Origin of the sequence: Microcoleus sp. N9_A1 (genome assembly GCF_036701795.1) — a bacterium.
In the GTDB taxonomy this organism is placed as follows: Bacteria; Cyanobacteriota; Cyanobacteriia; order Cyanobacteriales; family Microcoleaceae; genus Microcoleus.
Window position 1 is genome coordinate 37,056 of sequence record NZ_JAUBRI010000008.1, and the last position, 26,492, is coordinate 63,547.

At 45.6% G+C, this 26,492-nt stretch carries 25 protein-coding genes; 18 read left to right on the forward strand and 7 right to left on the reverse strand.

Translation table 11 applies throughout. The annotated features are described in order from the left end of the window. The 3 genes from QUA58_RS05575 to murJ form a co-directional block, all read right to left on the reverse strand. Positions 1–1,741 (reverse strand): DUF4347 domain-containing protein (locus tag QUA58_RS05575; RefSeq protein WP_333276434.1); only part of this gene is annotated, 1,741 nt, incomplete at its 3' end. 249 nt (positions 1,742–1,990) lie between these two features. Next, complete coding sequence (locus QUA58_RS05580; protein WP_333249371.1) at positions 1,991–2,878, reverse strand: sulfotransferase; 888 nt, start codon at positions 2,876–2,878, stop codon at positions 1,991–1,993. Positions 2,879–3,330: 452 nt separating this feature from the next. After that, a complete protein-coding gene (gene murJ / locus QUA58_RS05585) occupies positions 3,331–4,944 on the reverse strand; it encodes a murein biosynthesis integral membrane protein MurJ (protein WP_333249372.1) in 1,614 nt (537 codons plus the stop codon). Positions 4,945–5,011: 67 nt separating this feature from the next. Between murJ and QUA58_RS05590 the strand changes: the two genes are divergently transcribed. The 9 genes from QUA58_RS05590 to QUA58_RS05630 all read left to right on the forward strand — a co-directional run bounded on the left by QUA58_RS05590 (position 5,012) and on the right by QUA58_RS05630 (position 13,199). Then, a complete protein-coding gene (locus QUA58_RS05590) occupies positions 5,012–6,184 on the forward strand; it encodes a DUF3095 domain-containing protein (RefSeq protein ID WP_333393279.1) in 1,173 nt (390 codons plus the stop codon). A 63-nt stretch (positions 6,185–6,247) separates the two neighbouring features. Next, the gene (locus QUA58_RS05595) at positions 6,248–6,916 is read left to right on the forward strand and encodes a glutathione S-transferase family protein (RefSeq protein WP_333393280.1); all 669 of its coding nucleotides are present in this window, start codon (positions 6,248–6,250) and stop codon (positions 6,914–6,916) included. Between the two features lie 290 nt (positions 6,917–7,206). Further along, complete coding sequence (sfsA, locus tag QUA58_RS05600) at positions 7,207–7,947, forward strand: DNA/RNA nuclease SfsA (protein WP_333393281.1); 741 nt, start codon at positions 7,207–7,209, stop codon at positions 7,945–7,947. Between the two features lie 302 nt (positions 7,948–8,249). Further along, on the forward strand, positions 8,250–8,411 hold the full coding sequence (locus tag QUA58_RS05605; protein WP_333393282.1) for a hypothetical protein: 162 nt from the start codon (positions 8,250–8,252) through the stop codon (positions 8,409–8,411). Between the two features lie 109 nt (positions 8,412–8,520). After that, positions 8,521–9,843, forward strand: a complete 1,323-nt coding sequence (locus QUA58_RS05610; RefSeq protein WP_333393283.1) for a 3-isopropylmalate dehydratase large subunit — start codon at positions 8,521–8,523, stop codon at positions 9,841–9,843. 34 nt (positions 9,844–9,877) lie between these two features. Beyond that, entirely contained in the window at positions 9,878–10,786 is a 909-nt protein-coding gene (locus QUA58_RS05615; RefSeq protein WP_333393284.1) for a hypothetical protein, read from the forward strand. Next, positions 10,783–11,547, forward strand: coding sequence for an HIRAN domain-containing protein (locus QUA58_RS05620; protein WP_333393285.1), 765 nt, complete (start codon positions 10,783–10,785; stop codon positions 11,545–11,547). The genes QUA58_RS05615 and QUA58_RS05620 overlap by 4 nt, the downstream gene beginning before the upstream one ends. A 335-nt stretch (positions 11,548–11,882) precedes the next feature. After that, positions 11,883–12,581 carry an aquaporin Z gene (gene aqpZ, locus QUA58_RS05625; RefSeq protein ID WP_333393286.1) on the forward strand — a complete coding sequence of 233 codons (699 nt, stop codon included), beginning with the start codon at positions 11,883–11,885 and terminating at the stop codon, positions 12,579–12,581. 129 nt (positions 12,582–12,710) lie between these two features. Next, positions 12,711–13,199 carry a gluconokinase gene (locus QUA58_RS05630; RefSeq protein ID WP_333393287.1) on the forward strand — a complete coding sequence of 163 codons (489 nt, stop codon included), beginning with the start codon at positions 12,711–12,713 and terminating at the stop codon, positions 13,197–13,199. Between the two features lie 77 nt (positions 13,200–13,276). On the opposite strand, the gene QUA58_RS05635 is transcribed toward QUA58_RS05630, so the two are convergent. Together QUA58_RS05635 and QUA58_RS05640 are read right to left on the reverse strand one after the other, a co-directional pair. Then, positions 13,277–14,269: a carbohydrate kinase gene (locus tag QUA58_RS05635; RefSeq protein WP_333249387.1), complete on the reverse strand. Its 993-nt coding sequence runs from the start codon at positions 14,267–14,269 to the stop codon at positions 13,277–13,279. Between the two features lie 241 nt (positions 14,270–14,510). Then, complete coding sequence (locus QUA58_RS05640; protein WP_333393288.1) at positions 14,511–14,705, reverse strand: hypothetical protein; 195 nt, start codon at positions 14,703–14,705, stop codon at positions 14,511–14,513. Positions 14,706–14,716: 11 nt separating this feature from the next. Between QUA58_RS05640 and QUA58_RS05645 the strand changes: the two genes are divergently transcribed. The 7 genes from QUA58_RS05645 to QUA58_RS05675 all read left to right on the forward strand — a co-directional run bounded on the left by QUA58_RS05645 (position 14,717) and on the right by QUA58_RS05675 (position 20,368). Next, a complete protein-coding gene (locus tag QUA58_RS05645; RefSeq protein ID WP_333249391.1) occupies positions 14,717–14,992 on the forward strand; it encodes a photosynthetic electron transport-dependent transcriptional regulator PedR in 276 nt (91 codons plus the stop codon). A 34-nt stretch (positions 14,993–15,026) separates the two neighbouring features. Beyond that, on the forward strand, positions 15,027–15,308 hold the full coding sequence (locus QUA58_RS05650; protein ID WP_333249598.1) for a hypothetical protein: 282 nt from the start codon (positions 15,027–15,029) through the stop codon (positions 15,306–15,308). Between the two features lie 123 nt (positions 15,309–15,431). Continuing rightward, a complete protein-coding gene (hisS, locus tag QUA58_RS05655) occupies positions 15,432–16,709 on the forward strand; it encodes a histidine--tRNA ligase (protein WP_333393334.1) in 1,278 nt (425 codons plus the stop codon). A 272-nt stretch (positions 16,710–16,981) separates the two neighbouring features. Next, entirely contained in the window at positions 16,982–17,731 is a 750-nt protein-coding gene (locus QUA58_RS05660; RefSeq protein WP_333249393.1) for a Uma2 family endonuclease, read from the forward strand. Between the two features lie 96 nt (positions 17,732–17,827). Continuing rightward, the gene (locus QUA58_RS05665) at positions 17,828–18,928 is read left to right on the forward strand and encodes a DNA cytosine methyltransferase (RefSeq protein ID WP_333393289.1); all 1,101 of its coding nucleotides are present in this window, start codon (positions 17,828–17,830) and stop codon (positions 18,926–18,928) included. Positions 18,929–19,154: 226 nt separating this feature from the next. After that, a complete protein-coding gene (locus tag QUA58_RS05670) occupies positions 19,155–19,580 on the forward strand; it encodes a deaminase domain-containing protein (RefSeq protein ID WP_333249396.1) in 426 nt (141 codons plus the stop codon). Between the two features lie 107 nt (positions 19,581–19,687). Then, positions 19,688–20,368, forward strand: a complete 681-nt coding sequence (locus QUA58_RS05675) for a hypothetical protein (RefSeq protein WP_333309588.1) — start codon at positions 19,688–19,690, stop codon at positions 20,366–20,368. Positions 20,369–20,394: 26 nt separating this feature from the next. Here QUA58_RS05675 and QUA58_RS05680 read toward each other — a convergent pair whose 3' ends face one another. After that, positions 20,395–21,600 carry a class I SAM-dependent methyltransferase gene (locus tag QUA58_RS05680; RefSeq protein WP_333393290.1) on the reverse strand — a complete coding sequence of 402 codons (1,206 nt, stop codon included), beginning with the start codon at positions 21,598–21,600 and terminating at the stop codon, positions 20,395–20,397. A 227-nt stretch (positions 21,601–21,827) separates the two neighbouring features. Then, positions 21,828–23,012, reverse strand: coding sequence for an NAD(P)H-quinone oxidoreductase subunit H (locus QUA58_RS05685; RefSeq protein WP_333249402.1), 1,185 nt, complete (start codon positions 23,010–23,012; stop codon positions 21,828–21,830). Between the two features lie 58 nt (positions 23,013–23,070). Here QUA58_RS05685 and rsmH point away from each other — a divergent pair, with 58 nt between their 5' ends. Both rsmH and QUA58_RS05695 read left to right on the forward strand, forming a co-directional pair. After that, positions 23,071–23,973: a 16S rRNA (cytosine(1402)-N(4))-methyltransferase RsmH gene (rsmH, locus tag QUA58_RS05690; RefSeq protein WP_333249404.1), complete on the forward strand. Its 903-nt coding sequence runs from the start codon at positions 23,071–23,073 to the stop codon at positions 23,971–23,973. Positions 23,974–24,536: 563 nt separating this feature from the next. Then, positions 24,537–26,207 carry a SpoIIE family protein phosphatase gene (locus QUA58_RS05695; protein ID WP_333249406.1) on the forward strand — a complete coding sequence of 557 codons (1,671 nt, stop codon included), beginning with the start codon at positions 24,537–24,539 and terminating at the stop codon, positions 26,205–26,207. Positions 26,208–26,492 lie beyond the last annotated feature (285 nt).

Consider the following 26,492-nt stretch of genomic DNA (forward strand, 5'->3'; position numbering starts at 1 on the left):
TCTCTGCGGTAGCGGTGACGGTGATGGCGGTTGTTCCTGCTTCTGTGCCTGCGTTACTGCTGACTGAGAGGTTGACGGGGTTGCCTAAAATCGTACCGTAAACATCGTTATTGTCTTGGTTATTGCCGACACCGTTGGCAGAGGTGGTGGCAGCGGGAGTGCCAGCTTGGTTGGCTGCGGTGTTGCTGGTGAAAGTTGCTCCTAATCCAAATGAGGTGACAATAGGTAGCGCAGTTGGCATTCCCTGGTTGTTGCCGTTAGCGTTGGTGAGGGACTGCATGGCGAAAATTGCCCCACCTTTGCCTTGACCGGGGCTCGCGCCTGTGCCGCCTGTGGCTGTGTTGTTCGTAAAAGCGGTGTTATTAAGCGTTAAAGCCCCTTGGCGGATGAAGATGGCACCACCTAAACCAGCACCGCTGCCGCCGTAGCGGTAACCGCTGCCGCCGCCGCCAAAGTTGCCGCCGTTGGTGCTGTTACTGCCGCCGCCGCCGCCGCCATAGCCACCTAAACCAAAACTGGTGTTGCCCCAGCCGCCGCCGCCGCCACCAAAACCGCCTCTGCCGCCCGCCAAGCCAGCGCCAGAGGCGGTGCCACCGCCGCCGCTGCCCACGTCACCGTTGCCGGCGGCGCCGCCGCCAAAGATGCCGCCGACGCCGCCCAAGCCACCGGTCAAGCCACCGTTGCCACCGGCTCCACCGGGGTTGGTGCCGTCAAAACCGTTGCCGCCAAAGCCGCCGCCGCCGCCGCCGCCGCCATCAAAACCGCTGATGTAACCGCCGCCGCCGCCGCCAATTGCTTGATTGCCATTAAACGCAATATTATTAAGTGCAACCGTGCCGTTATAAACAAACAAACCGCCACCCATCCCGGCAGCAGCACCCCCCCCACTACCACTACTTCGACCACCATTTCCGCCTTGGGCTCGTCCGTTAGTGATAGTCATGTTGGAGAAACTGACGATTCCCGAATTGACAAAGAAGGGACGAACATCACCCGCATCATTGATGCTGTTGTTATTGATATCCCCGCTTACGATGAAACCGCCACCAATAAAGGCAATATTGCTGTTAATGGGAACATTAGGAGTTCCTGTAAATCGGACATTTGTTTGGATAGTAATAGTGTCATCGCCACCTGCGGCATTCGCATCTAAAATTGCTTTGCTCAATGTGCCTGCTACAGTGCCGGTGCCATCATCGGTTGCGACTGTGACATCAAAGTTAGCCAGGGTATAGTCATAATCTTCCATCGCCTGCCGATTAAACGGCACGGCGGATTCAATCTGGCCCGTTACTATTTCTAAATCCCAGTCGCCGCCTTTAACGGCATTTCCTGTTAAGTCGTTAGAGGCTGCGACATCTGCTCCGGTGAGTTCGCTCAATCGCTTGACAAAATTATTGCCAGTTTCTCCGGCAGCTGCATCGCATCCATATAATAGGATGTCGCCGTTTTCTGTGAGGCCATTTCCCCACTGTTTTAGCTGAGTGTTGAAATTTTCTATATCATTCCCATTCAGTACATCTGAACCAAGTTTTAGACTGCCTTCGCTGCCGTGTGAAAGGATATGCACTGCTTCAATATCTTTTTGATTAGCCAAGGCATTGGTAATTTGCTCGATGCCGCTCAAATTTTCATTTAAAATGAAAATTTGAGCGGCATCGATGTTTTGAATCAGGCTTTGATAGTTCTGTACAGAAGGATCTACGAAAATGATTTGTTGGTTGGTGGTTGGTAAGTTCATGGTTGTTGAAATCCTTGAGATTTATGGTTTATATTTAAGTCCGGTGGCATTGGAATTGATATTACCCACAGTCGGGACATGACGCCGTGCCCATTGGTGTCAACTTAAGCTGTCAGCCCGCCAGTTTTCTCGCTCGCCCGCCAGTCCGCCAGGGAATGAATTCCCTGTCTCATAGCTAAAGTCCTCTAAAAGAGGACTAATGAGTTTTTCAGTCCTCTTTGAGAGGACTTGCGCTTTGAGGCAGGGGTTTCAACCCCTGCCGGAATGTGGCTTCGCGACAATGGCGCTGGCGCGGCTGTTTGTGGCATCTGTCCAAAAAGATAAGCTATCAAATCGCTCGAACAAATCGGGGGGTAAAATTGTTTTTCTCGGTTTAAACTCGACTTTGGCACGCACTTGATGCAATCCTTTTGTTTGTAGTCTCTTATCGAATTCTGGTTCGTGATATTGAACATTCTCGAAATCATGCTCGAAAAGTTCTTCGCCCAAAAATTGATAAATTAGCGACATTATTTTAGCGGGGTTTATAGTTAACAGCTCGTAATCTACCAGTAGAATAGATGCACTTTGTTCGCTGTAGAATGCTTCTTTGAGAGCGTTGTAAGCATAACCAACTAAACGGGAACCCTGACTTAATGCTTCGGTGCGGCTGTAGACTGTCGCCCGTTCCGCTGGATTGTTAAATAACCGGGAAATATCAAAGGCGTTGCGCCGAATCAGTATCTCGATGCTGTCCATAATCCAGGCGATGTTTCTGACGCAGCAGATGACTTTTGCTTCGGGAAATAGTTCCTGAACTAATGGTAATTTGCTGCACCACAGGCGATTGGTGTCGAAGATAATTTCTTTGTCGGCTTGCGGGTGGTAATAAGCCGAAAAGATGCTCATAATCAGCGCCCGTTTTTGTTCGGGGGAAATGAACGCGGAAAACTCGTTGTCTTCGCTCATGGCTTCCAGCATTCTCTCCACTAATCCCCCCACTGGGCTAGTCATAGCAGCGTGAAACCGGGGATTTTGTCGTAGTAGTGCAGCCAGCAAAGTAGACCCTGAGCGTGGTAGTCCTGATATGAAGTGGGATCTCACTGGCTTCGCGTAGGAATGAATGTAAATAACATAGATGCAATCCAAATGTATCATACTAAAGACATATCTTTTATAGCATATTTTTATTTATACTCCGCAACACAACTCTGCTGGTTTACGATATCTTTACAATCTAGACATCGTGGGTTTACTTTCCCTGTCTCTATCATTGCTTCGGGCCCCTGCCTCTGTAAAGTCGGAAAAGTCGGATCTTAAAGTCGGAAAAGTCGGATCTTTTCCATGTGGACATAATTTAGACCTCCCTCAGAGGCTGTGGGTATGAGGGCGTATTTTTTTTGTAAGAATTTTATTGGCTGTTTTGCCAGACAGCATTAAGGTTGACGATATCTTTACAATCTAGACATCGCCGTTGTTAATTATTGGGGAATTTTTAACCGCTGATGCGGGCGGATGGACGCGGATGGACGCGGATAATTGTTGATTTGGGTGTAAGGCCGATCGCACTTTGTCTCAAATTCCTGGAATCGGCCGCAAATTTCTGATATTTATTTGCGAAAACGTCCCCGAATGCGATCGACAAACATATCAACTTCCGGCAACTTCATCTGACTGACAAACACCGCAAAAACTGCTAACCCTACAAAACTTGCCACACTCAACTGCACTAATTGAATTACCACACCTTCAGTACCCAAAACTCTTTGACAGCCTTGCAGAGTAGCCAAGGTGACGAAAGCAGTTAGACAACTGCCAGAAGTTAACCCCAGAAAAGGCAAACTCCACTCCCCCCAAGGCAGACCACCCAGCTTTTTATCTAAAAAGTACAAAAGCATAATCATCGAAACAAGATTCACTCCCACCGTCGCCAAAACTAATCCGGGCGCGCCAAAAGCTCCTACCAACAAATAATCCAAAAGACCGTTTAAAAAGATATTGATAATACTGATGCGAAAAGGGGTTTCCCCGTCTCCCAAAGCGTAAAATACCCGTACCAAAACGTCGCGTCCCAAATACACAAACATTCCAATACTGTAAGCCATCAATATCGGCGTCACAAACTGCGATGCTGACCGATCGAAAGCATAGCGTTCGTAAACAACACGGACGATCGGGCCGGCAAGTGTTACCATTAAAGCGCTTAGGGGCAGCATCGTAACGCCGGTCAAAATTAAAGATTGACGAATTCGATCTTTTAATTCCGGCCAGTCTTTGGGTTCGGCAAGGCGAGAAAAGATTGGCAAAAATGGTACTAAAATTACATTAGAAATGATGCCTAAAGGAGTCATAACCAACAAGCCGCTGTAACCCATCGCAGATGCAGCTTGAGGGATGTAGGATGCAAAAAATAGGTCAGTATAGACATTAATTTGCAGCATTCCCGATGATAAAGTAGCAGGAACCATCACCTTAACTACTTCTTGTACTCCGGGACGTTTAAAATTGAACCGCAAACGCAATTTTCCCAAGCCCGCGCGCGACTGCGCCACCAGTTGCACCAACCACTGCAAAACTGCTCCCGCTAAAGTTCCCCAAGCTAACACTAAACCGCCCATTAGTGCGTACCCAGGCTGAGTAATTTTTTCTCCGAGTTGCAGGGCGAGAATCGCCAAACCGCCGACAAGTGCAACACTAGAAAATAAAGGACTAATCGAAGGCAACCAGTACATATCGGCGGCGTTGAGAGTGCCGAAACCAATACCGATTAAGCCTGAAAGTAATGCCATCGGTGCCATGATCCGAAATTGTTGGACAGCAATTGCTTTGATTGCTAAGCCTTCTGCTGTTCTATTTAATCCCGGTGCTACCAAATCTATCAGCGGATCGGCGAAAATAATTAAAGCGACTGTTACTAACAAAAGTATGCCGCCGACTAAGGTGGTGATAGTCTCGACTAAGGGTGCAGCTTCTTTTTTGTCGCGGCGGGCTAAAACGCTGACTATGGCGCTGTGAAAAGGCCCGTTGATGCCTCCGAGTAAAATAAATAAGAAACCGGGTATGACGTAGGCGTAGTTGTAGGCATCGACGGCGACACCGACTCCAAAGGCTGCGGCGATCGCAATTTGGCGCACCAACCCGAAGACTTTACTAATCAGAGTGGCGACTGCGACAATGCCGGCAATCCCTGCTAGGGAACGAGAGGGCTTCTGCGGTTCAGACACAAATAGTTACAAATGCTAGTGATAAAAGGCTTCACTAAGTTTAATAGCAAATCTGGAAAATCATAACATGAATTCAGAAAATTTCTATTCCGCATTACCTTTACTGGACAATTTTCTCAAGATTACCGATCTGGGTAATTTTGTTGACGTACCTGATGATTGGTACATTGTTGTCACAGATATTCGCGGTTCTACCAAAGCGATTGAAGCTGGAAAATACAAAGAAGTTAACTTATTGGGAGCTTGTTCGATCGCTGCTGTTTTGAATGTAGCAGGCAAAATAGAAATTCCCTTTATCTTTGGTGGCGACGGCGCTTCTCTGTTAATGGGGCCATCGCTTTTACCCGCTGCTAAGATTGCTTTGCTTGCCACTCAACAAATGGCTAAGACTGAATTTGACATGGATTTGCGAGTTGGGGCTGTGCCGGTTAAAGTTGTGGTAGCAGCTAATTACCCGGTTAAAATAGCTAAGTTTAAAGTTTCCGAAAATTACAGCCAAGCTGTTTTTATCGGGGGCGGCTTAACCCGTGCGACTGAACTTATTAAAGACCCTGCTGCTGGTAATATTTACAGTATTAAAAATCAGGGCGTTTCAGAAACAGCCGATTTTTCAGGATTGGAGTGCCGGTGGCAGGATATTCCCAGCAAGTACGGGGAAATAGTAACGCTGCTGGTAATGGTGCGATCGGATTTCGATCGGCAAAGTCATCTATTTTATAGAAATATTTTAGAAAAAATTGAATACATTTACGGCAAGGAAGATTGTTTAAATCCTATTAATGGTAAAAATCTTAATTTGACATTGAATAGCAAAAAGCTAATTAAAGAAATTCAAGTTAGGGCGAGCAATGCTAGTTGGCTAGACCGCCAGATAGATTTATCAAAAATACAGTTAGAGACGGCGCTTGGTTCGCTGCTAATGAATTTGAAAGTTAAGACAGAAGAGTTAGATTGGGGAGTTTATAAAGATATTGCGATCGCAGCTACGGATTACCGAAAATTTGATGATATGTTGCGAATGGTAATTTCGGGCAATGGGTGGCAGCGAAAAAAATTGACGGTGTACTTGGAAAAGAATTACCGAGAAGGCAAGCTGGTTTACGGTTTGCACGTTGCTGACAGAGCGTTGATGACTTGTTTGGTGTTTGAACGCAACGGCCGCCAAGTACATTTTATAGACGGTGCTGATGGAGGTTATACTTTAGCTGCAAAGGATATGAAACAAAAAATGCAGGATTAAAGTCTTTACTACAAATCTTTTATGCTATGATATTTCAATCTAAAATCTCAAATCTAAAATTGCATGACTGTGCTGAAACTTTATCACAATCCCCTCTCTACTAACTCTCGCCGCGTCTGGATTGCTTTGCTGGAAAAAGAAATTGAATTTGAATTAGTGCCGCTCAAATTAAACGGCGATCAATTTCAACCAGAGTTTTTAGCAATTAGCCCTTTTCACCACGTCCCTGTTTTAGCTGATGGCGATTTTCATTTAATAGAAACTCTGGCAATTCTTGATTATCTGGAAGCTAAGTATCCCGCGCCCGCACTGTTGCCGCCGGATGCTAAGGATTTGGCGATCGCCCGCATGGTACAAATGGTCACAGTCAACGAATTGTCACCCGCAATGAGTCCTTTGGTACGCCAGACTTTCGGCGGCGCAGGAGAGCCGGAAAAGCTGGAAAAAGCTGGGCAGCAAGTGGCGGCGGTACTGAGGTTTTTTGAGGATTTGTTGGGCGATCGACCTTTTTTTGGCAACAGCAGCGCGATTACCCTCGCAGATGTTGTGGCGGGTGTTTCCGTGCCTTGGCTGCCCGAACTAGGCGTGTCTTTGGACAATTACCCCAAATTGCAGGCTTGGTCGGATCGCTTAAATTCCCGCCCTTCTTGGCAGCAAACGCAAGCCAGTCCCGAACTTGTGGCAGCTTTTAAAGCGCAGATGAAACAGTTGATGAAACCTCAGCAAGGTTAGTTTGTGCAGAGATTTATTGCCGGAAATTTTGATTGACAATGCAGCCGCAGATGCGAGGCAAATAAACACAGATTAACGCAGATGCAATTCAAGATAAGTTTCATTTGTTGTAGCAGGTTTAATGGTCGATGATATCGTTTTCGGTAGCATCGGAATGATTTAACCACAGAGAACACAGAGTACGCAGAGGGAGAGAATATATATCTGAATTATTCCGCTGTTACCGGATTTTATATGACCAATGACTAATGACTAATGACCAATGACCAATGACCAATGACTAATGACTAATGACTAACTTAATTTACAAATATCCGCCTTTATTACCAGGCACTTTAATCAAGCGGTACAAGCGTTTTTTTGCCGAAATTGAATTAGATTCGGGAGAAATTATCACCGCGCACTGTCCGAATACTGGCCCGATGACTGGTGTTTTGATTCCGGGTAATCCTGTCCTAGTATCTGCCAGCGACAATCCCAAACGCAAGTTGGCTTATACTTGGGAATTAATTAAGGTTTGCGATACTGTACCTGTTTGGGTGGGAGTTAATACTGGGCTGCCAAATCGAGCGATTAAATTAGCTTTGGAGTTGCGATTGTTTCCTGAGTTGGGCAATTACAGTTTAATTCAGCCGGAGGTTGTTTACGGTATCGATAAAAAAAGTCGTGTTGATTTTTGGCTGACTGGTGGAGAAAAACAGATTTTTCTGGAAGTGAAAAATACAACTTGGGTCAAAGATACATTAGCTTTATTTCCTGATACAGTGACGGAGCGGGGACAGAAACATTTGAGAGAGTTGATCGATGTGGTGCGGCAGGGTTCGAGGGCTGTAATGCTGTATTTTATTAATCGGGGAGATTGTACGGATTTTGCTCCCGGAGATAGTGCCGATCGCCTTTACGGACAATTGTTCAGACAGGCTGTGGCTGAAGGTGTGGAAGTTTTGCCTTGTCGGTTTGATGTGACGCCGGAAGGTGTGCGCTATTTGGGCTTAGCAAAAATGGATTTACTAACCGCTAACGAAAACTGAAGTGCTGGATCGACTGCTGGTTTACAGCACAAAACGAGAATTCTAATCAGCCACCGTCTCCGAGTTATATCGTATCCGGTTGCATAGGAATGATCTTAACAGTTAACAGTCAACAGTTAACAGTCAACAGTTAACAGTTAACAGTCAACAGTTAACAGTTAACAATTAACATCATGTATAGCGATCCTAAATCATTTGCATAGTTCTTGTAGGGGCAATCCCCCCGTGGTTGCCCAATCTCTCGGAGGCGGGCACGGGGGCACCGCCCCTACATATCTGCATGAATGATTTAGGATTGCTATATGAGTGCAACCGGAATTGATATTATGGAGGAACACTGGTATTTTTGTATTGATAAATTACTGATTTATGGAAATTTGCAGAGACAGTATATTGCTGCTTTTGCACGAATTTATTATGGCTTAAAAAAAAATATAACTACCGCTATAGTTGGTGAAAAATAGGGAAATTGATTGTTATTTTAATGTTTGCTTAATAAATTAGCTGTCAGTATCAGGCGATGTTTCGTACAATACAGTTATGTAGCATCTAAATTAAAAGAGCGATCGAACTATGGGAATGACCCTGACCGAAAAAATCTTAGCCAAAGCATCAGGCCGCACTAAAGTCGAGCCCGGAGAAAACATTTGGGTAGAAACAGACGTGTTGATGACCCACGATGTCTGCGGGCCGGGCACCATCGGCGTTTTCAAACGCGAATTCGGCGAAAATGCTAAAGTCTGGAATCCAGACAAAATCGTCTTAATTCCCGACCACTACATTTTCACCAACGACGAACGCGCTAACCGCAACGTCGATATTCTCCGCGATTTTGCCGCAGAACAAGGGATAAAATACTTTTACGACATCACGGATCGATCGGACTTCAAAGCAAATCCCGACTACAAAGGAGTTTGCCACATCGCCCTAGCCCAAGAAGGCCACACGCGGCCCGGCGAAGTGCTCTTCGGCACAGATTCCCACACCTGCAATGCCGGCGCTTTCGGACAATTTGCCACGGGTATCGGCAATACGGACGCGGCATTTATTATGGGAACCGGCAAACTGTTAATCAAAGTGCCGGCAACTATGCGCTTTGTACTCAACGGCGAATTGCCCGATTATTTGTTAGCAAAAGATTTGATTTTACAAATTATTGGCGATATCAGCGTCGCCGGTGCTAACTACCGGACAATGGAATTTGCCGGCGATACAGTCGAACGTTTGACGATGGAAGAACGGATGACTCTGTGCAATATGGTGATTGAAGCTGGCGGCAAAAACGGCACGGTGGCTGCGGACAAAACCACCTTTGATTACGTTAATCCCCGGACTAATGTGCCCTTTGAGGCATTTTACACTGATGCTGATGCTAGTTTTTATAGCGATCGCACCTACGATGTCAGCAAATTAGAACCAGTCGTCGCCAAACCGCACTCCCCCGACAACCGCGAATTGGCCCGCAACTGCCGCGATGTCAAGATCGATCGAGTTTACATCGGTTCCTGCACCGGTGGCAAAACCTCCGACTTTTTGAATGCAGCCCGCATTCTCAAAGGAAATCAAGTCAAAGTTCCGACGTATTTAGTACCGGCCACTCAGAAAGTTTACGAAGATTTGTTTGTCACAAAATACGAGGGTCAAACGCTTTCGGAAATCTTCTTAGCTGCCGGCTGCATCGAACCCGCAGCCCCTTCTTGCGCCGCTTGTTTGGGTGGCCCGAAAGATACTTTCGGGCGGATGAACGAACCGGAAATTTGCGTGTCTACAACTAACCGCAATTTCCCCGGCCGGATGGGGAACAAAGAAGCGCAAGTTTATCTGGCTTCGCCTTACACGGCGGCCGCGTCTGCCCTGACTGGGTATGTCACCGATCCGCGCGAATTCCTGCGTTAGATAGTTGCTTTTAGCATTCTTTAAGGTTGACACAATGGCTGAAGAGTTCCCTATTATTGTAGTTCCAGAAGCAGCCTATGAGCTATCTGAAACCGAGACTATGGGAACTAAGTACAAGTTTTGGTTTGACCATCCAAATTTAGGGCGTTGCTTGTACAAACAGTCTCGACCGAATACAGGTGAAGATTGGGCGGAAAAAATTGCAGCCGAGTTGTGCAAATTGCTCGGACTGCCCCATGCTCAATATGAACTGGCAACTTGGAGAAGTCAACGCGGAACTGTCTCACCATCATTTTTGCCCGATGGTGGCAGTTTCATTCCTGGAAATCAAGTTTTGTCTGCGAGCGCACCGCACAGAGTTAATATTGTGTTGAATGCGATCGCAGGCAATTCTGTTAATTTGCCCCTCGATTGGGTTCCGCCAGTCGGGATAGAAACAGCAGTAGAAACTTTTATCGGATATTTGCTATTAGATGCCTGGATTGGCAATACAGACCGTCACTCAGAGAATTGGGGTGTATTAGATAAACCCGAAAGCGCTCCTACTTTAAATATCGCCAGATATCTAGCACCAACTCACGACCATGCCTCTAGTTTGGCAGTGCGGATATCTGATGAACAACGGCAAAATAGACTAATTACAAAAGATACTGGCTATTCTGTCCAAGCTTATGCTAAAAGATGCTTTTCTCAGTTATATGCTAGCGATAATAGACCAAAGCCTCTCAAGACTTTTGAGGCATTCCGCTCCGCAGCGCTAGACTATCCCCAAGCAGCCCAAGTTTGGCTTAATTGCCTTACCAGGATTTCAGCTAATGATCCTCTAGCCATTTTTAACCGGATACCGCGCGATCGCATTTCACAAATTACGATTGACTTTTCTCAACAACTACTTAAATTTAACAGAGAAAGGCTACTTGAATTGACAGGAGATTTGCTTTGAAAACACTATTTTTGGCTTGGCAAGACCCGGGCAGCAGTTCTTGGTTTTCGATCGCAAAATTGACATTTAACGGTAAAGAATACCAGTTCAATTATACAAATGGTGTTCTAGAAGCTCAACATAAGTGCAGGTTTGAACCCTTGCCATCTTTCCCTGATTTCAATAAGGTTTACACTTCACAAAAACTGTTTCCCTTGTTTTCCAATCGAGTGATGCCGCGATCGCGCCCTGACTACCCTGAATTTGTACAGTGGTTGAATATCCCTCAACACGAAGATGACCCAATTGCTTTATTGGCCCGCAGCGGAGGGAAACGGGTAACTGATAATTTTGAGGTATTCCCCTGTCCCGAACCGGATGAAAATGGACGTTACCGCATCCATTTTTTTGCACATGGACTGCGACACCTTCCCAAGCCGGCAATTGAACGGATTAATGGGCTTCAAGCGGGCGAACTTTTGTATTTAGCCCACGAATTTCACAATCCGCACGATTCCTCTGCTTTGCTTCTGTGTACTGAAGATCGCTGGATTGTAGGCTATTGTCCGCGCTATCTTTGCGGGGATATTTTTCAAATTATCTCGCAGCATCAAGAATTGGTTCGCGTAGAAGTCGATCGCCTCAACCAACCCCCAACGCCGCTACAGTTCCGCTTGCTGTGCAAAATGACCGCCGATTGTCCGACAGACTTTCGCCCCTTCCAAGGTTGGAGATACCAGCCGTTTAGCAGTGATGTTTTAGCTGAAAGTGCGATGAGATAATCAGCAACAATAAGTAAAATTATCATCACAAAGTTACGGAAGAACCCAAGTTAATTATTCTGAATTGAATACAGAAAATTGCACAATTTATAAAAATAATTAACTAAATGTTGACATTTTTCCCCGAATGGAGTATGTTTGAGCTAATTTATCGATTCCCAATTCCGCATTCTCAGTTAATTCCATACAATTTCTAAAAATTAGAGCTATACATTGCTAATGCTTTGTATTAGGATTGTTGCGCGCTGCATGAAAGAAATTGGAACTCTAATTTTTAGAGCTAGAATTGGTCTGGGTGCGAAATTGACCTATCTAAAACTTCCGAAAGTGTGAGTATGAACAAAAAAATAAAGATTGGGGTTGCTGAAGCTTTTGGTACTTTTGTGTTGGTATTAGGTGGATGTGGCAGTGCGGTTTTAGCTGGAGACAAAATCGGATTTTTGGGAGTTTCTATCGCCTTTGGCCTGTCTCTCTTAATCATGGTTTATACGATCGGGCCTATCTCTGGATGCCACATCAATCCAGCGGTAAGCATCGGTTTAGTAGTTGCCAAACTGATCGATGCTGTTTTGCTTCCTTATTATATAGGAGGTCAGATTGTAGGCGGAATTTTAGGCGGTCTTGTTTTGTATGTGATAGCATCAGGAAAACCAGGTTTTGATGCGGCCGCTTCGGGATTTGCTTCCAACGGTTTTGGAGAACATTCTCCCACAGGTTACGGGCTTTTAGCAGCAGCTTTGACGGAAATTGTACTGACGGCTTTTCTGTTATTTACCATCATGGGTACTACCGATCCCCATTATCCCGTGGGTTTGGGCGGAATTCCCATCGGCTTGGTGCTGGTGTTGATTCACTTAGTCGGAATTCCCGTAACCAATACTTCAGTCAACCCGGCTAGAAGTATCGGTGTGGCACTTTTTCAAGGCGGATGGGCAATTCAACAGTTGTGGGCGTTTATTGTGTTCCCGGTGATTGGTGGAATTATCGGGGTTTTGGCTTATAATTTAATTAAAAACACGAGGGAAGAAATTTGATCTAGAATTAGAAACAGACTGGGTTTCTTGAACTTTTTATGCGTTGTAGGATTTATGAGAAAATTTAAGAAACTCGGTTTGTCGATCGCACAACTCGATCAAATTACAAATATTTGGTAAATAGGCGCCATGATTGCGATCGTGATGGGAGTTTCCGGTTCGGGAAAAACTACTGTTGGCAAGTTGCTGGCGCAATCTCTCAATTGGGATTTCAGCGATGCCGACGATTTTCACTCGCCAGCCAACATCGAAAAAATGAGTTTGGGCATTCCTTTAGAAGATGCCGATCGCATTCCGTGGCTTTTGCAACTGCAAAGTCAAATAGACACCTGGTTATTAGAAAATAAAAATGTTGTGTTGGCTTGTTCTGCCTTAAAAGCATCTTACCGCGAAATGCTCTGCCGAGACCAGCAGCAAATGAAAATAGTTTATCTCAAAGCTTCTTTTCAGCTATTAACAGCCAGGTTAAAAACTCGCGACAATCATTACATGAAAGCAGACTTGCTGTCAAGTCAGTGCGCTACTCTCGAAGAACCCGAAACTGCAATTATTATAGATGCTTCGCAGCCGCTAGAGGTAATGGTGCGCCAGATTGAAAATTATCTAGTTTGCAGTTAATTTCCTACAAAAAACAGGTTCGTAGTGAGGATTTTAGTCCGCCTAAAGAAAGACTAAAGTCCGAAGGATCGAACCTATTAATGTTTGGCGGGATGTTTTTTGTACAAATACAAGAAAGCTTCTACTTCAGCGGCGGTTGGTTGAGCTGCAATTGCTCCAGGCTTCATCGCTGTCATCGCACCCACCGCGCTCGCAAAGGTAACAATTTGTTTTGCTATTTCTGAATCTGCTAAATTCTTAATTCCGTGCTTGCACAACTGTTGCACAAAACCAGCGACAAATCCGTCACCGGCACCTGTTGTATCCTCAACATCTACTGTAAAGCCGGGGATTTTTCCTTCATTTTCCGAGATACAATAAGCGCAACCTTTCTCGCCCGCAGTCACCAAAACGCCTTCTACAGAATCGAGGCGGTAGGTAATAGCTCCAGCGTCGGTAGTTGCAAACAACCATTCTGCTTCTTCCTCAGATAACTTGACAAAATCAACTTTTTTTAAGAGTTTTCTAATATGCGCTTTTGCTTCGTCTGGATTTGGCCAAAACACGGGACGCCAATTGATATCAAGTATAATTTTAACGTCGTAACGTTCTGCTAGTTCGATCGCTCTTGCGATCGCCTCTCGACTTTCAGGATAAGCTAATTCTAAAGTGCCTAGCACTAAATATTCGGCATTTTCAAACAGCACTTCGGGTAGTTGTGCAGCGAGGAGGCGGGTGTCGGCAAAATCCGCAGTATCAAATTTGCCAAAACCGGCAAAATTTCGATCGCCCGCTTGATTCCGCAAAACATAAACTTGCCGCGTCGGCGCACTCAGATGGTGCTGCACTCCAGCGGTATCAACCCCTACTTCTTGCAATACCTGCACTAGGGAATTCCCCAATTCATCCCCACCTACAGCGCCGATAAATCCCGCCGCCGTCCCCAATTTAGCCAAAGCACAGGCAACATTAGCAGGAGCACCGCCGGGATATGCAGTCCAAGATTCTACCTCTTCGAGAGATACTCCTGATTGGTCTGCTAAACAATCAAATAAAATTTCACCCAGACACAGAACGCGAGGATAAGTCATATCTATTTTAGATTGGAGATTTGAGATTTTAGAGCAGCAGTAGACAGCTCAATAATTATTTTTAACCCATCCCAGAAAAATTGCAAGCTATTTTTTAATGGCTGCTCCTATAATATCAGACTTACTGATACTGGCAGTTACTCCTTCAACGCACAAGTGCAGTGCGGGCGTATTAGTTGTTTTACCTGAAAACATCTGCGGGTTTGGCCCGGATGTCTGATGCGCGCAGGTAAAGGGGGGCTCACGCGCCACCGGAACGGTGCCAGCAGTGCAAGTCGTTGCGGGTCATGCTGTGTCGGCGCTGAGTTTGCACTTTTTGCGATTCTGCAAGCGAGTTGGTGCTTCGGGCCCGAAATAGTAGCACAGCAAATTTAATTTTCTCTTCATACTTCATCCCTAATCCTCTAGAATTGTAGATAGGTAAATATGCAGACATAGGAAAAATTTATGAGCGGGATCGTCTCTGGTACCCCTGTCACCCTGTCGGACAGAGAATTGCAAGTGGTAGAGTTAGTAGCGGCGGGACTGACTAATGAGAAAATAGCCGAAAAGTTAGAGATTAGCAAGCGTACAGTTGACAACCACATTAGCAATATCTTGAACAAGACACGCGCTGACAATCGAGTTACGCTTGTACGCTGGGCTTTGCAGTGGGGAAAGGTATGTTTGGACAATATTAACTGCTGCCCTTTACCGCGGCCGATGGATAAAGAAGTATCTTAAGTAGGGGATCTGGTTGGGGACAGGCAAAGAAATGATGCAAACGGCACAAGAAAAACAACTCCGCTATCAAATTCAATGCCCTGGATTGCCGCTGGCGGTGTATCGCGAAGTGGCGGTCCATTTGCGTCAAGTTGAAGGGGTGCAAACCGGTTTAATTCCGCAGCTGTCGCAGCGGTTTGATTACTACGACAGCCAAGTTGGGGGTTTGTGGATACAGTATCCTGAAGGGTTCGATTTGGCAGGTCGCGAGCGGGTCGATCGCATTTTGGCTTATTATGGCGATCGTTACGGAGTTTGGGAATTATTAAGTCATTAATTAGGGGAAATTGTTAGGTGTTGACTGTTGACTGTTGACTGTTGACTGTTGACTGTTTACTAACAACTAATGACTAATGACTAATGACTAATGACTAATGACTAATGACTAATGACTAACAAAATGAGTGCAATTAAAACTTTACCGGGAACGCGGGATATTTTGCCCGCTGAAATTCAATACTGGCAAAATATAGAAGAAGTCGCTAGAACAATTTTGAAAAAAGCGGCTTATAGAGAAATTCGGACGCCAATTTTTGAACAGACATCTTTATTTGAACGCGGCATCGGCGAAGCTACCGATGTTGTGGGCAAAGAAATGTATACTTTTAAGGATAAGGGCGATCGATCGACTACTTTGCGCCCAGAAGGCACCGCCGGAGTAGTCCGAGCTTTTATTCAAAACAGTTTGTACGCGGCTGGTGACGTGCAGCGTCTGTGGTATGCTGGGCCGATGTTTCGCTACGAACGCGCGCAAGAGGGAAGACAGCGGCAGTTCAATCAAATTGGCGTGGAAGTCTTGGGGAGTGCGAATCCTCGTGCGGATGTCGAGGTAATTGCGATCGCCTGCGACATCCTGCAAACCCTCGGTTTAAAAAATTTGCGCCTCGATATTAATTCTGTCGGAAATAAGCAAGACAGACAAAATTACAGGCAAGCTTTGATAGATTATTTTACACCGCACAAAGACGAATTAGACGCGGATTCTCAAGACCGCTTGACTCGCAATCCGCTGCGGATATTGGACAGTAAAAATCAGCGCACTCAAGAAATTGTAGCTGGTGCGCCTAGCATTTTAGAATATTTGGGAGAGGAATCGCGAGATCACTTCGAGCAAGTGCAGCTTATGCTCACAAATTTAGGAATTAGCTATCAGTTAAATCCCAGATTAGTGCGCGGTTTAGATTACTATACCTACACCGCATTTGAAATTATCTCCGACGATTTGGGAGCGCAAGCAACAGTTTGCGGAGGCGGCCGCTATGACGGTTTAGTCAAGGAATTGGGCGGCCCAGATACGGCGGCAGTCGGTTGGGCAATGGGTATCGAAAGGTTGATTATCCTGCTGCAAAAGTTGCAACCTTTGCCCGCGCCCAAGCAGGATTTTTATTTGGTATCCAGGGGCGAAAAAGCAGAACAGCAATCGGTATTGTTAGCTCAAAAATTGCGAAGTGCGGGGTTTAGCGTAGAGATAGATTTGAGCGGCAGTGCTTTCGGGAAACAGTTTAAAAGAGCCGACAGAAGCGGTGCAGTTGCGTGTTTGGTTTTGGGTGATGCGGAAGCTGAAAATGAGACTGTACAATTGAAGTGGTTGGCGAGTGGTGAACAAAGTGCGATCGCACAATCAGAACTACTAGCAATGACAGACGAGCTAAAACAGAAGATCATAGCTGCATATTAAGTCCGGCAGGGAATGAATTCCCTGCCTCAAAGCTAAAGTCCTCTAAAGAGGACTAATTATTTTAACAGTCTTCTTCTCACTCCTCTTAAGAGGACTTTAGCTATTAGCCAGGGGTTTCAACCCCTGGCGGACTGTCGGCTTAAGTCATTACTAATTGGCCCTGCCCGGTAACGCAGATCCAGAGGCTCTGCCTCGTCATTAAGCCATTAACATTAATCCCAAAAACCAAGAGATATAATTTAAGCATTAAAACATTTAACCTCTGATAAACTATGTCTGTAGCAACTAAAAATTATGAAACACAACTCACAATCACCTGGCCGCTACTACCAGAAGATTTCCAACTACCAGACGACCCCGTGGAAGACGAAAGCCAACCATTGTTAGCAGCAGCTTTGCGCCAGCCCCTAACAGCATTTCCTGAATTAATGCAGGATGCCTTAATTGTTTCCAACTTTGCCCTGTGTGCCGGCATAAGTTTCCCAGGTTCAACCAGCGACGAACAGCGTATTATCTGCAAAGCGCCAGATTGGATGTACGTGAAACCCGTCAATCCAAAAAATGTCTCTCAAGTCCGCCGTAGTTACACGCCACACACAGAAGGAACCATCCCCCAAATCGTGATGGAATTTCTTTCAGAAACCTATGGAGAAGAATACTCCGTTGAATTTACCTCGCGGGTGGGAAAGTGGTATTTTTACGAGCAAGTAATTAAAGTACCCAGATACGTCATATTCCGAGCCAAAACTGCTCATTTAGAAGTTTACGCTTTAGAATCAGAGCACTACAACTTTCAAAAACCAGATGAAAACGGACGTTATTGGATACCGGGATTAGACTTGTTTTTAGGAATGTGGCAAGGAACTCAGGAAGGAAGGACAGGCTGTTGGTTGAGGTGGTGGGATGCAGAAGGCGAGTTGTTGCTTTGGTCAGAAGAAAGAGCCGATCGCGAACGACTCCGCGCTGAAAAATTGGCAGAAAAACTGCGTCAAGCCGGGATCGAGTTAGATGATGAAGAGTGAAATATCAATTGATGAGTCGAATTCGATCGCGTTTTGGTATGATGGCACTCTTGTGGTGCGGGCATCCAGCCCGCCCTTGCGTCACTTTGCACTCCTATGTTAATCGAACGTCTCCAGCCGATCGCCTGGACAACAAAACCGCAACTCATATCCTTATTTTCTGGTTGCGGCGGCATGGATTTGCCATTCCACCAAGCCGGATTTGAGGTAGTTTGGGCGATCGACTCCAACAAATACGCCTGCAAAACATTCAGCAGAAACATCGCCGATGTCATCATCAACGACAGCATAGAAAATATAGACATTGCACAAGTTCCCCAAGCAGAAATATGTATAGGAGGGTTCCCCTGTCAAGATTTCTCCCTAATTTGGAAGCGCCCCGGACTTGAAGGAACCAGAGGCAATTTATATACATACTTTCTCGATTTTGTCAACAAAAAAAAGCCCAAAGCTTTTGTAGCAGAAAATGTCAAAGGCTTATTAAGTGCAAATAATTATCAAGCAATAAAACAAATAATTTCTGACTTTGAAAGTATCGCTCCGGGCTACTTAGTTAAACCTAAACTCTACAACTTTGCTGATTACGGAGTTCCGCAATTTCGGCAAAGAGTGTTATTAGTTGGCATTCGGATGGATACAGGATTTAACTTTGTGCATCCTCAGCCCAAATACGGTCAAAATCGAGAATATCCCTATCGAACAGCGGGCGAAGCACTCAAAAATGTGGAAGCAGTTCTGGACAATAACCAACATCATAAAATTCAACCCCGCACCGTTGAAATTTTAAATAGAATTAAACCGGGAGGCAATTTCTCTGATATTCCAAAGGATAGTCCATACTATGTCAAAGGCATGATCAGTCACGTTTATCGGCGAATTCATCCAGATAAACCATCATCGACAATCATTGCAGGTGGAGGTGGCGGAACTTGGGGTTATCATTATTTAGAACCGCGTTCTTTGACAAATCGTGAAAGGGCAAGATTGCAAACATTCCCCGATGATTTTGTTTTTGAAGGTTCTACTACTGAAGTGCGACGGCAGATTGGAAATGCAGTTCCGCCGCAGGGAATCGCGGCTGTTGTTGAGTCTTTGATTCCGCTATTTAAGGGGGATTATCCGCAAGTAGATTTATATGAAATGAGTAAAAAGTTGCAGGTAATGTCAATTCAGGAACGATTAAAATGGGCTGAATAAGAGGGGCTAGAGCAGAGTTTTTCGTTAATTTAAAAGTGTGGTATAATCAAAATACCTGAGTCTGACGAAGCTTAAATCTTATGTCTAAGTCAGGTTATATATTTTTATTTATCGGTGTGTGACATTAATTATTACTCCCGTGAACAAAAACTTAACTAGAGGAAACCCCTCTAGAAACACACGTCATTACCAGTATCCCCAAGAGATACTTGATTGCCATCGGGATATGGTAGAGGAACTGCGGACTAAGGCTAAAGAGGTTCGATCGACTCATATTAGAAAAGCCAGTTCTGGTAATGTTGCTGTTGCCAAACTAGAACTCCCAATGGGTGGAGTTTATAGCCAAGAAGCTACTAGCAAGCGAGATCCTCTAAATATTCCAGGTAAAGAGGATGGGCCAAAGTTATTCTTTGAGCCAAGGCTTAACAGAATAGCATCCTGCAACAACAAAGAACACGCCGAGTACAAGCTTTTCAATAAACTTGCAGAAGATTTAGAAAGAGATGATCTTTCCTTGGATGCAGAAGGAATACTCTACCTCTACACTGAGAGAGATATGTGTTCTGGTTGCAACATTACTTGTGATGAGGACTTTAAGATGAGGTTCCCGAATATTCAAGTGCTTATCTTCTACGAACGTCCATATCCGTAGACATATCAGTATAGACAGCCAGTAAAGGCTATCAAGGCTTTACTGGCTTCTGTACCCAAAGTAAAATTGAGGTGATATGAAGGTGACAATGAACTGGCTCATAGTTTATGATTAATGAAAAACATAAGGAGGGAAAGTCAATGATCGAGTTTGACATAGGCTACTACAGAAATTTTCAATTGCCCAGCAACTCAGATATTCCTGAGCAATTACAGGAAACTCTTCACAGGGTTTGGGAAAGAAAGTATCGTGATTTATACGAAACGGGTGGAAAATGCAATGTAGAAGAAGCTTTTGTAGAAGTAATGACAGCTTTTGGAATGCCTAATGATGCAATATCCCATCAGCGATATGTCTACATGGCTTATGGAATAGCATTAGTGGCTAAACCGACCATTAAACATTACTTTCCTGAAGAACACAAAGCTGATATCGTTGAAGGAATTGTATCTTGTTGGCTGAAGGATAGCTGTGAAATCCCAGAAACTTGGGCTGATACCTTGTTTCCTAACATCAACAAAATCGGAAAATATCAAGCTACTGACGAAGCTTACAATATCTTTTACGGCTTGCTGCAAACACTCAATACGAAAACAGCTTATAATGCCATCTTAGATATTCTGTATGATGGGATTACTGGTGATGCCATTTCTGGTTTTACTGAAGCCAGACGAGATATGTTTAATTGGTGGCTGATCGAAGTAATTCCTGCTGCTTATTGTTTAAAGCTGCCATCTACTTTATATTCGGGAACATGGGAATTTCCGCCGTTGAGTAAGCTTGCGTAATCGATATAAGCAAATCGATCGAATAACTAATCAGGCACCATCAAACCCTTCAAAATTCTCCCCTTCTCCTCCTCCCTCAACCCCTTACACTGCACCAAAACCCCAAAACCACCCAAACCCATCGGATCGATCGCTCGATGCAAAGCCTCCCTGCGCCGCAACAGCGTTGCCACATCCAATACAGTTGTTGATAGAGCAGCAATACGATCGCCCAAACCCAACGCCATCAAAAACAAAGCCTGCTGAGTAAACCCTACCACATCCAAACCGCACAATTCCCCCTGCTTTTCCAGCGCCGTAAAATCAACATGAGCCGTTAAATCCTGCCGCCCCACATTAATATAAGGATTGCTGTGATATCGGTGGCGATAATAACACTGTAGCGTCCCCTCCCTGCGCCTCGGATTGTAATAGCGGTGCGCCGGATGGCCATAATCAATAGTTAACAAATATCCTCGCTGCAACTTTTGAGCAACTGTACTCATCCAGTCCAAAGCCGCCAAATTTACCTCACTGCGATATCCATCCCCATAAACACTCGCCGACAAATCGATGCCCACCCAATCCAAATATTCGGCAATTTTAGGCGTGGAAACTTCGCCAATTACTTCAATAAATTTTATCTCTTTTTGTTCATTATTGGGCGTTTCTGCGGCCACGTAAATCTCCCTAACTTGCCCTTCTTCCAGAATGAATTGATGTACTGGCAAAGCATCTACTAACTCGTTAGAAAAGAAACAGCCGAGTATTGAATTATTAACTATCTCATCCCAATCGCACCACTTAACACACTTGATATCACTTAAAATTTGGCGTTGTTCCGCTTGAAGTATTGGCGAAATTTCAACAATTATGTATGTTAAACTTTTAAATAAGTCGGGATGTTGCCGTTGCAGATACTGCAGCACATTTTCGGCAAAATTTCCCCGTCCAGCGCCCATTTCTACGATCGCGAAATTGAAAGGGCGATCAAGAATTTCCCACATTTCTACAAACTGATCCGCCAAAACCTCCGCAAAATCAGCACCCCAATGAGACGACGTGATAAAATCGCCTTGTTTGCCGATCGACTGTCGATCGCTATTATAATATCCGTGCTGCGGATGATATAATGCCAAATTCATATATTCAGCAAAAGTAATTCGCCGCTGCGGACTCGCGACAATTATTTCGCAGATTAAAGCGCAGAGTTCCGGGTTGCTGTCATTGATATCTGATTGCTGAACTTTCATAATTTATCGAATCAAAGTTGATGTTATTTGATTTGTGAAGGAGAGATTTTTTTTTATTAACCGCAGAGGGCGCAGAGGGCACAGAGGAAGAGAGAAATAAGGTACATTTTAGCGACGTTAATAGCAAAATTAATCGATATCTATCCGCGTTTATCTGGGGTTTAAAAAAAATCAACCCGGTTCCATAAAAAAACCGGGTTAAGTTCTCAGATAAAAACCGACAAAACCTACCTGTCAACCGAGCCCATAATAATGTCGATACTCCCCAAAATTGCCACCAAATCCGCAATCTTCACACCGCGCACGATGTGGGGCAAAATCTGCAAATTATTGAAATCCGCAGCTCGAATCTTCCAGCGCCAAGGAAACACACTATCATCCCCGATAATATAAATTCCCAACTCACCCTTGCCGCTTTCAACCCGCACGTAATGTTCGCCCTTGGGAATCTTAAAAGTTGGGGCTACTTTTTTGCCAATAAACTGATAGTCGAAACTGTTCCACTCAGATTTTGGCCCGCTTTCTAAGCGCTTGGCTTCTAAGTTTTCGTAAGGGCCGCCGGGGAGTCCTTTCAAGGCTTGATAGAGGATTTTAACTGACTCGCGCATCTCGCGAATTCGGACTAAGTACCGGGCTAAACAATCGCCCGCAGCTTCGGTGCAAACTTCCCAGTCGAATTCGTCATAACATTCGTAATGGTCAACTTTCCGCAAATCCCAATTTACCCCAGAACCGCGCAACATGGGGCCGGAAAGTCCCCAGTTAATCGCTTCGTTGCGGGAAATCGTACCCAGGCCTTCAATCCGGCGGCGAAAGATTGGATTGTTGGTGATTAAACGTTCGTATTCGTCAATTTTGGGAAGGAAGTAATCGCAGAAATCTTCGCACTTATCTACCCAACCGTAAGGCAAATCGGCGGCAACTCCGCCAATGCGGAAATAGTTATTATTCACCATGCGATAACCTGTGGCTGCTTCCCACAAGTCGAGAATTGGTTCGCGATCGCGCATAGTATAGAAAAAAGGAGTTTGCGCGCCCACGTCCGCCAAAAACGGCCCTACCCACATCAAGTGGTTAGCAATCCGGTTCAACTCCAGCATAATTACCCGAATATAACTAGCCCGTTTGGGGACAGCAATATTTGCCAACTTTTCCGGTGCATTCACTGTCACCGCTTCGTTAAACATCCCCGCAGCGTAGTCCCAGCGGCTCACGTAGGGCACGTACATCACGTTGGTGCGATTTTCGGCAATTTTTTCCATCCCGCGGTGCAGATAGCCCAAAACTGGCTCGCAGTCCACCACATCTTCCCCGTCTAGGGTGACAATTAACCGGAGTACCCCGTGCATTGAAGGGTGGTGCGGCCCCATGTTGAGCACCATCGGTTCGGTTCTAGTCTCAATTCTTGACATAATTAAATGAATTAATGATTACTGACTATTGTTGATTTTTGTTTCGCTGTTATAGATTATGAAGGATATCGAGCTCTGTGAGAAAAATACCTCTGGATCAGATGTCAGTATTGACACCTATCACGTTCCAGTTTTGGGTCAAGAGTTAATTGCGGGTTTGGCTGTGCGTGCAGGCGGGCACTATTTGGACGCGACGCTTGGGGGCGGCGGACACACGAGTTTGATTTTAGCGGCGGCGCCAGATGTTACAGTGGTGGCGATCGACCGCGATGAACAAGCCATCCGTTTTTGCGGGGCCCAATTTGCCAACTCACCCGTTGAGTTTTGGCACGGCAACTTTGCTGAATATCAGTCCTCAGAGGCCGAATTTGATGGTATCATAGCAGACTTGGGCGTCAGCTCTGCTCAGTTCGATACACCGGAACGAGGATTTAGTTTTCGCCACCCAGCTCAACTAGATATGCGTATGAACCAGCAGCAATCTTTGACGGCAGAAGAGATTATCAACCACTGGGAAGAAGTTAAACTAGCAGATATTATTTACAAGTACGGCGAGGAGCGACTGTCGCGGCGCATCGCAAGGCGGATTGTGCAAGGGCGTCCTTTTCAAACTACAACAGAACTTGCAGGGGCGATCGCCTCCAGCTTCCCTCCCAAGCAGCGCAACGGCAGAATCCATCCGGCCACCCGCACTTTCCAAGCTTTAAGGATAGCCGTCAACTCCGAACTAGCTTCTTTAGAAACTTTCCTCAACCAAGCGCCAAGGTGGTTAAAACCAGGTGGGAGAATCGGAATCATTACATTTCACAGTCTGGAAGACCGACCAGTCAAGCACCAACTCAGAGGAACACCCAGTTTGCAGGTACTGACAAAAAAGCCGATCGTGCCGCAATCCGAAGAAGTAGCTAGAAATCCCCGCTCTCGTTCTGCTAAGCTCAGACTGGCAGAAAGATTAGCTTGATTCGGCAGTAGTAATATGCTTGCTGCAAAAAGTTCAGAGATTAGAGGGACTTGAATGCAGCAATAAGCGTGCGCTTCGGCACAGGTGTAGGGAATAGCGCCAACAACCCACGGCTAACCCTCCGGGTACAGTGGGGCTTGAAATACAGCCGGTGTTGACCAGACTTAGGTAGCAATACCTGCGTTAGTAGTAAGTGTTAAAATTCACACCGAGGTCAGTACCCAGCTAGTTAAGAACTCTGCAATCAGAGCATTAATTAGCCGTTTTGAATGCTGGTGTGTTTAGAAAAGTACCGACTGCTAACAAGGTCATTACTCGTATCAAAGCGCAAAAGCTGACTCGGGAATTTTCCCTATTGAAGCGGCCTACCGAAGCGGGTTACAGTATCGAAAGCCTCTCATCTGTGCGAACAGATGGTGCGAAAGGAATGCTCACCTTGAGGTAAAACGGGTTTCTTTAACTCAACTTGACGTAACTGATATGTTGCATATATCCAGCCCTCCTTTTCCTCCCGCCACCTTGCTGATTACAGCTATGGTGGGGGTTTTCAAGGGGGAAGAAAGATGAGTCGGGGAGATGGAAGCAAGCTGAAACTGATGGTAGTCGATGACGAACCCGACAACTTGGATTTATTGTACCGGACGTTTCGACGCGACTTTCAGGTTTACAAAGCAGATAGCGCCCTCAGCGCCCTGGAAGTTCTAGACGAACAGGGCGAGATGGCAGTGATTATATCTGACCAGCGGATGCCAGAAATGAATGGCACCGAGTTTTTGGGGAAAACAGTCGAGCGATTTCCCGATACGATTCGGATTCTGCTAACGGGATACACAGATGTTGAAGATTTGGTCGAGGCCATCAACTCAGGTCAAGTTTTCAAATACATCACCAAACCGTGGAATCCAGAAGAACTCAAATTGGTGATCAATCAAGCCTCAGAAACTTACAAATACTACAAGCAGCGCAGCGTTGCATTGCGCCGCGCTTTACGCAAGGAATCTCTGTTCAATGAGGTAATGAGCGTGATTCGCGGGTCGCTAGATTACTCTAGTATGGTACAAACTATTGTTCAAACCGTAGGTCAAACTTTTGAAGCCAACTATTGTATGCTGCGGCCGGTAGAGACCGATCGACTATTGCCGAGTACCTTCCCCTACCAAGCCCAAACCGACGAGGCCATTCACTTTTCTTTTGATGAAAATTTGCTGGTTCAAGCCGTAGCCACCCGCCAAACTCAAGTGAACCCAAACAGTGGGGGGGACGGTAAATCGGTTGAGATTGCCGTGCCCCTGACTTACCAGCAAGAATTGCTGGCGGTACTGGCTTTGTGCCAGATTGGCGGAACTAACCCTTGGTCGGCAGAAGATATAGAGTTAATAGAAGGTGTAGCAGCTCAAGCTGCTCTCGCCCTGTCTCAAGCTAAGCTATACCAGCGCACTCTGGATTTAGCCAAGCAGATGCAAAACGAGTTGGAAGTGGCCCGCCAAATCCAAACAAACTTGTTGCGTCAAAGTTGGCCGGATTTTGAAACTGTCAGGGTGCAAGCTTGCTGCTATCCCGCGCGGGAAGTTGGTGGCGACTTTTTTGAAGTCTACGTCCACTCCCAAGGGGATATTTGGATAGCGGTGGGAGATGTGTCGGGTAAGGGAGTTCCGGCTGCTCTATTTATGGCGAGCGCGATTTCGGTGATGCGGCGGGAACTTTCCCAAGAAGTTTCTCCAGAACCCGCTCAAGTTATGCAGAACATGAATAGCAGTATGTCTGACGACCTGATCGGCAACAACCATTTTATTACAATGGTTGTAGCTCGTTACACTCCGTCAACGGGACACCTTGCGTTTGCTAATGCCGGTCACATTTACCCGATTGTTTGGTCTCACTCGGAGGTGAAAGCTCAAGCCGCTAGCGGTAAAACGCCAGCCGAGCCGAATTTCCTGAAAGCTCGTGGCATTCCTTTGGGGATACTACCAGTTTGGAGAGGCAAAGCAGGTGCGATCGAATTAAAGTCAGGAGATGTATTTCTGCTGACGAGTGACGGAATTACTGAAGCTAGCGTGACCACTGAAGTCGCAGGGGGTGTACCAACCCGTTCTATGCTACAACAAGAAGGGCTTTGGCAACTCTTGATTCAGGAACCGGGTTCCTTCAGCTTGGACAATTTGTTGGCTTACATCCGAGCCGACAATCCAGTTCAGGAAGACGACCAAACCATACTCTCTCTGGAGGTTCTTTGAATCTGTCAGCGACTCCCGACGCATAGTCGGGGGTGAGAGCCGAAAAAACTTAAGCCCTGCAGGTTGACGGGCCACAGAGTAGTCCTGCAAAGGACGGCGTTATCGTCAACAGTCAAAAACCACAGTAAAAAACCTAGCCGGCGATGGCGCAGCTAGTTTCCTGAATCGCTTTCCTGGGGGATTAAACACCTGTAAAAGGTTAAGGTAGAAGGCATTGGTCAGAAAAAACCAAAGCTTAAAAGTCAGGGATTGAAACAAAGATTTTTTATACTTCGCTGCTTGCAG

Bases quoted from the DNA above. Each gene is read 5' to 3' on its own strand.
- QUA58_RS05680 (WP_333393290.1), bottom strand. From the start codon at position 21,600: ATGAAAGTTCAGCAATCAGATATCAATGACAGCAACCCGGAACTCTGC.
- QUA58_RS05590 (WP_333393279.1), top strand. From the start codon at position 5,012: ATGAATTCAGAAAATTTCTATTCCGCATTACCTTTACTGGACAATTTT.
- QUA58_RS05670 (WP_333249396.1), top strand. From the start codon at position 19,155: ATGGTAGAGGAACTGCGGACTAAGGCTAAAGAGGTTCGATCGACTCAT.
- QUA58_RS05605 (WP_333393282.1), top strand. From the start codon at position 8,250: ATGAGTGCAACCGGAATTGATATTATGGAGGAACACTGGTATTTTTGT.
- QUA58_RS05665 (WP_333393289.1), top strand. From the start codon at position 17,828: ATGTTAATCGAACGTCTCCAGCCGATCGCCTGGACAACAAAACCGCAA.
- hisS (WP_333393334.1), top strand. From the start codon at position 15,432: ATGAGTGCAATTAAAACTTTACCGGGAACGCGGGATATTTTGCCCGCT.
- QUA58_RS05645 (WP_333249391.1), top strand. From the start codon at position 14,717: ATGAGCGGGATCGTCTCTGGTACCCCTGTCACCCTGTCGGACAGAGAA.
- sfsA (WP_333393281.1), top strand. From the start codon at position 7,207: ATGACTAACTTAATTTACAAATATCCGCCTTTATTACCAGGCACTTTA.
- QUA58_RS05695 (WP_333249406.1), top strand. From the start codon at position 24,537: ATGAGTCGGGGAGATGGAAGCAAGCTGAAACTGATGGTAGTCGATGAC.
- aqpZ (WP_333393286.1), top strand. From the start codon at position 11,883: ATGAACAAAAAAATAAAGATTGGGGTTGCTGAAGCTTTTGGTACTTTT.
- QUA58_RS05685 (WP_333249402.1), bottom strand. From the start codon at position 23,012: ATGTCAAGAATTGAGACTAGAACCGAACCGATGGTGCTCAACATGGGG.
- QUA58_RS05610 (WP_333393283.1), top strand. From the start codon at position 8,521: ATGGGAATGACCCTGACCGAAAAAATCTTAGCCAAAGCATCAGGCCGC.
- QUA58_RS05615 (WP_333393284.1), top strand. From the start codon at position 9,878: ATGGCTGAAGAGTTCCCTATTATTGTAGTTCCAGAAGCAGCCTATGAG.
- QUA58_RS05640 (WP_333393288.1), bottom strand. From the start codon at position 14,705: ATGTCTGCATATTTACCTATCTACAATTCTAGAGGATTAGGGATGAAG.
- QUA58_RS05675 (WP_333309588.1), top strand. From the start codon at position 19,688: ATGATTAATGAAAAACATAAGGAGGGAAAGTCAATGATCGAGTTTGAC.
- QUA58_RS05630 (WP_333393287.1), top strand. From the start codon at position 12,711: ATGATTGCGATCGTGATGGGAGTTTCCGGTTCGGGAAAAACTACTGTT.
- rsmH (WP_333249404.1), top strand. From the start codon at position 23,071: ATGAAGGATATCGAGCTCTGTGAGAAAAATACCTCTGGATCAGATGTC.
- QUA58_RS05650 (WP_333249598.1), top strand. From the start codon at position 15,027: ATGCAAACGGCACAAGAAAAACAACTCCGCTATCAAATTCAATGCCCT.
- QUA58_RS05595 (WP_333393280.1), top strand. From the start codon at position 6,248: ATGACTGTGCTGAAACTTTATCACAATCCCCTCTCTACTAACTCTCGC.
- QUA58_RS05580 (WP_333249371.1), bottom strand. From the start codon at position 2,878: ATGATACATTTGGATTGCATCTATGTTATTTACATTCATTCCTACGCG.
- QUA58_RS05635 (WP_333249387.1), bottom strand. From the start codon at position 14,269: ATGACTTATCCTCGCGTTCTGTGTCTGGGTGAAATTTTATTTGATTGT.
- QUA58_RS05660 (WP_333249393.1), top strand. From the start codon at position 16,982: ATGTCTGTAGCAACTAAAAATTATGAAACACAACTCACAATCACCTGG.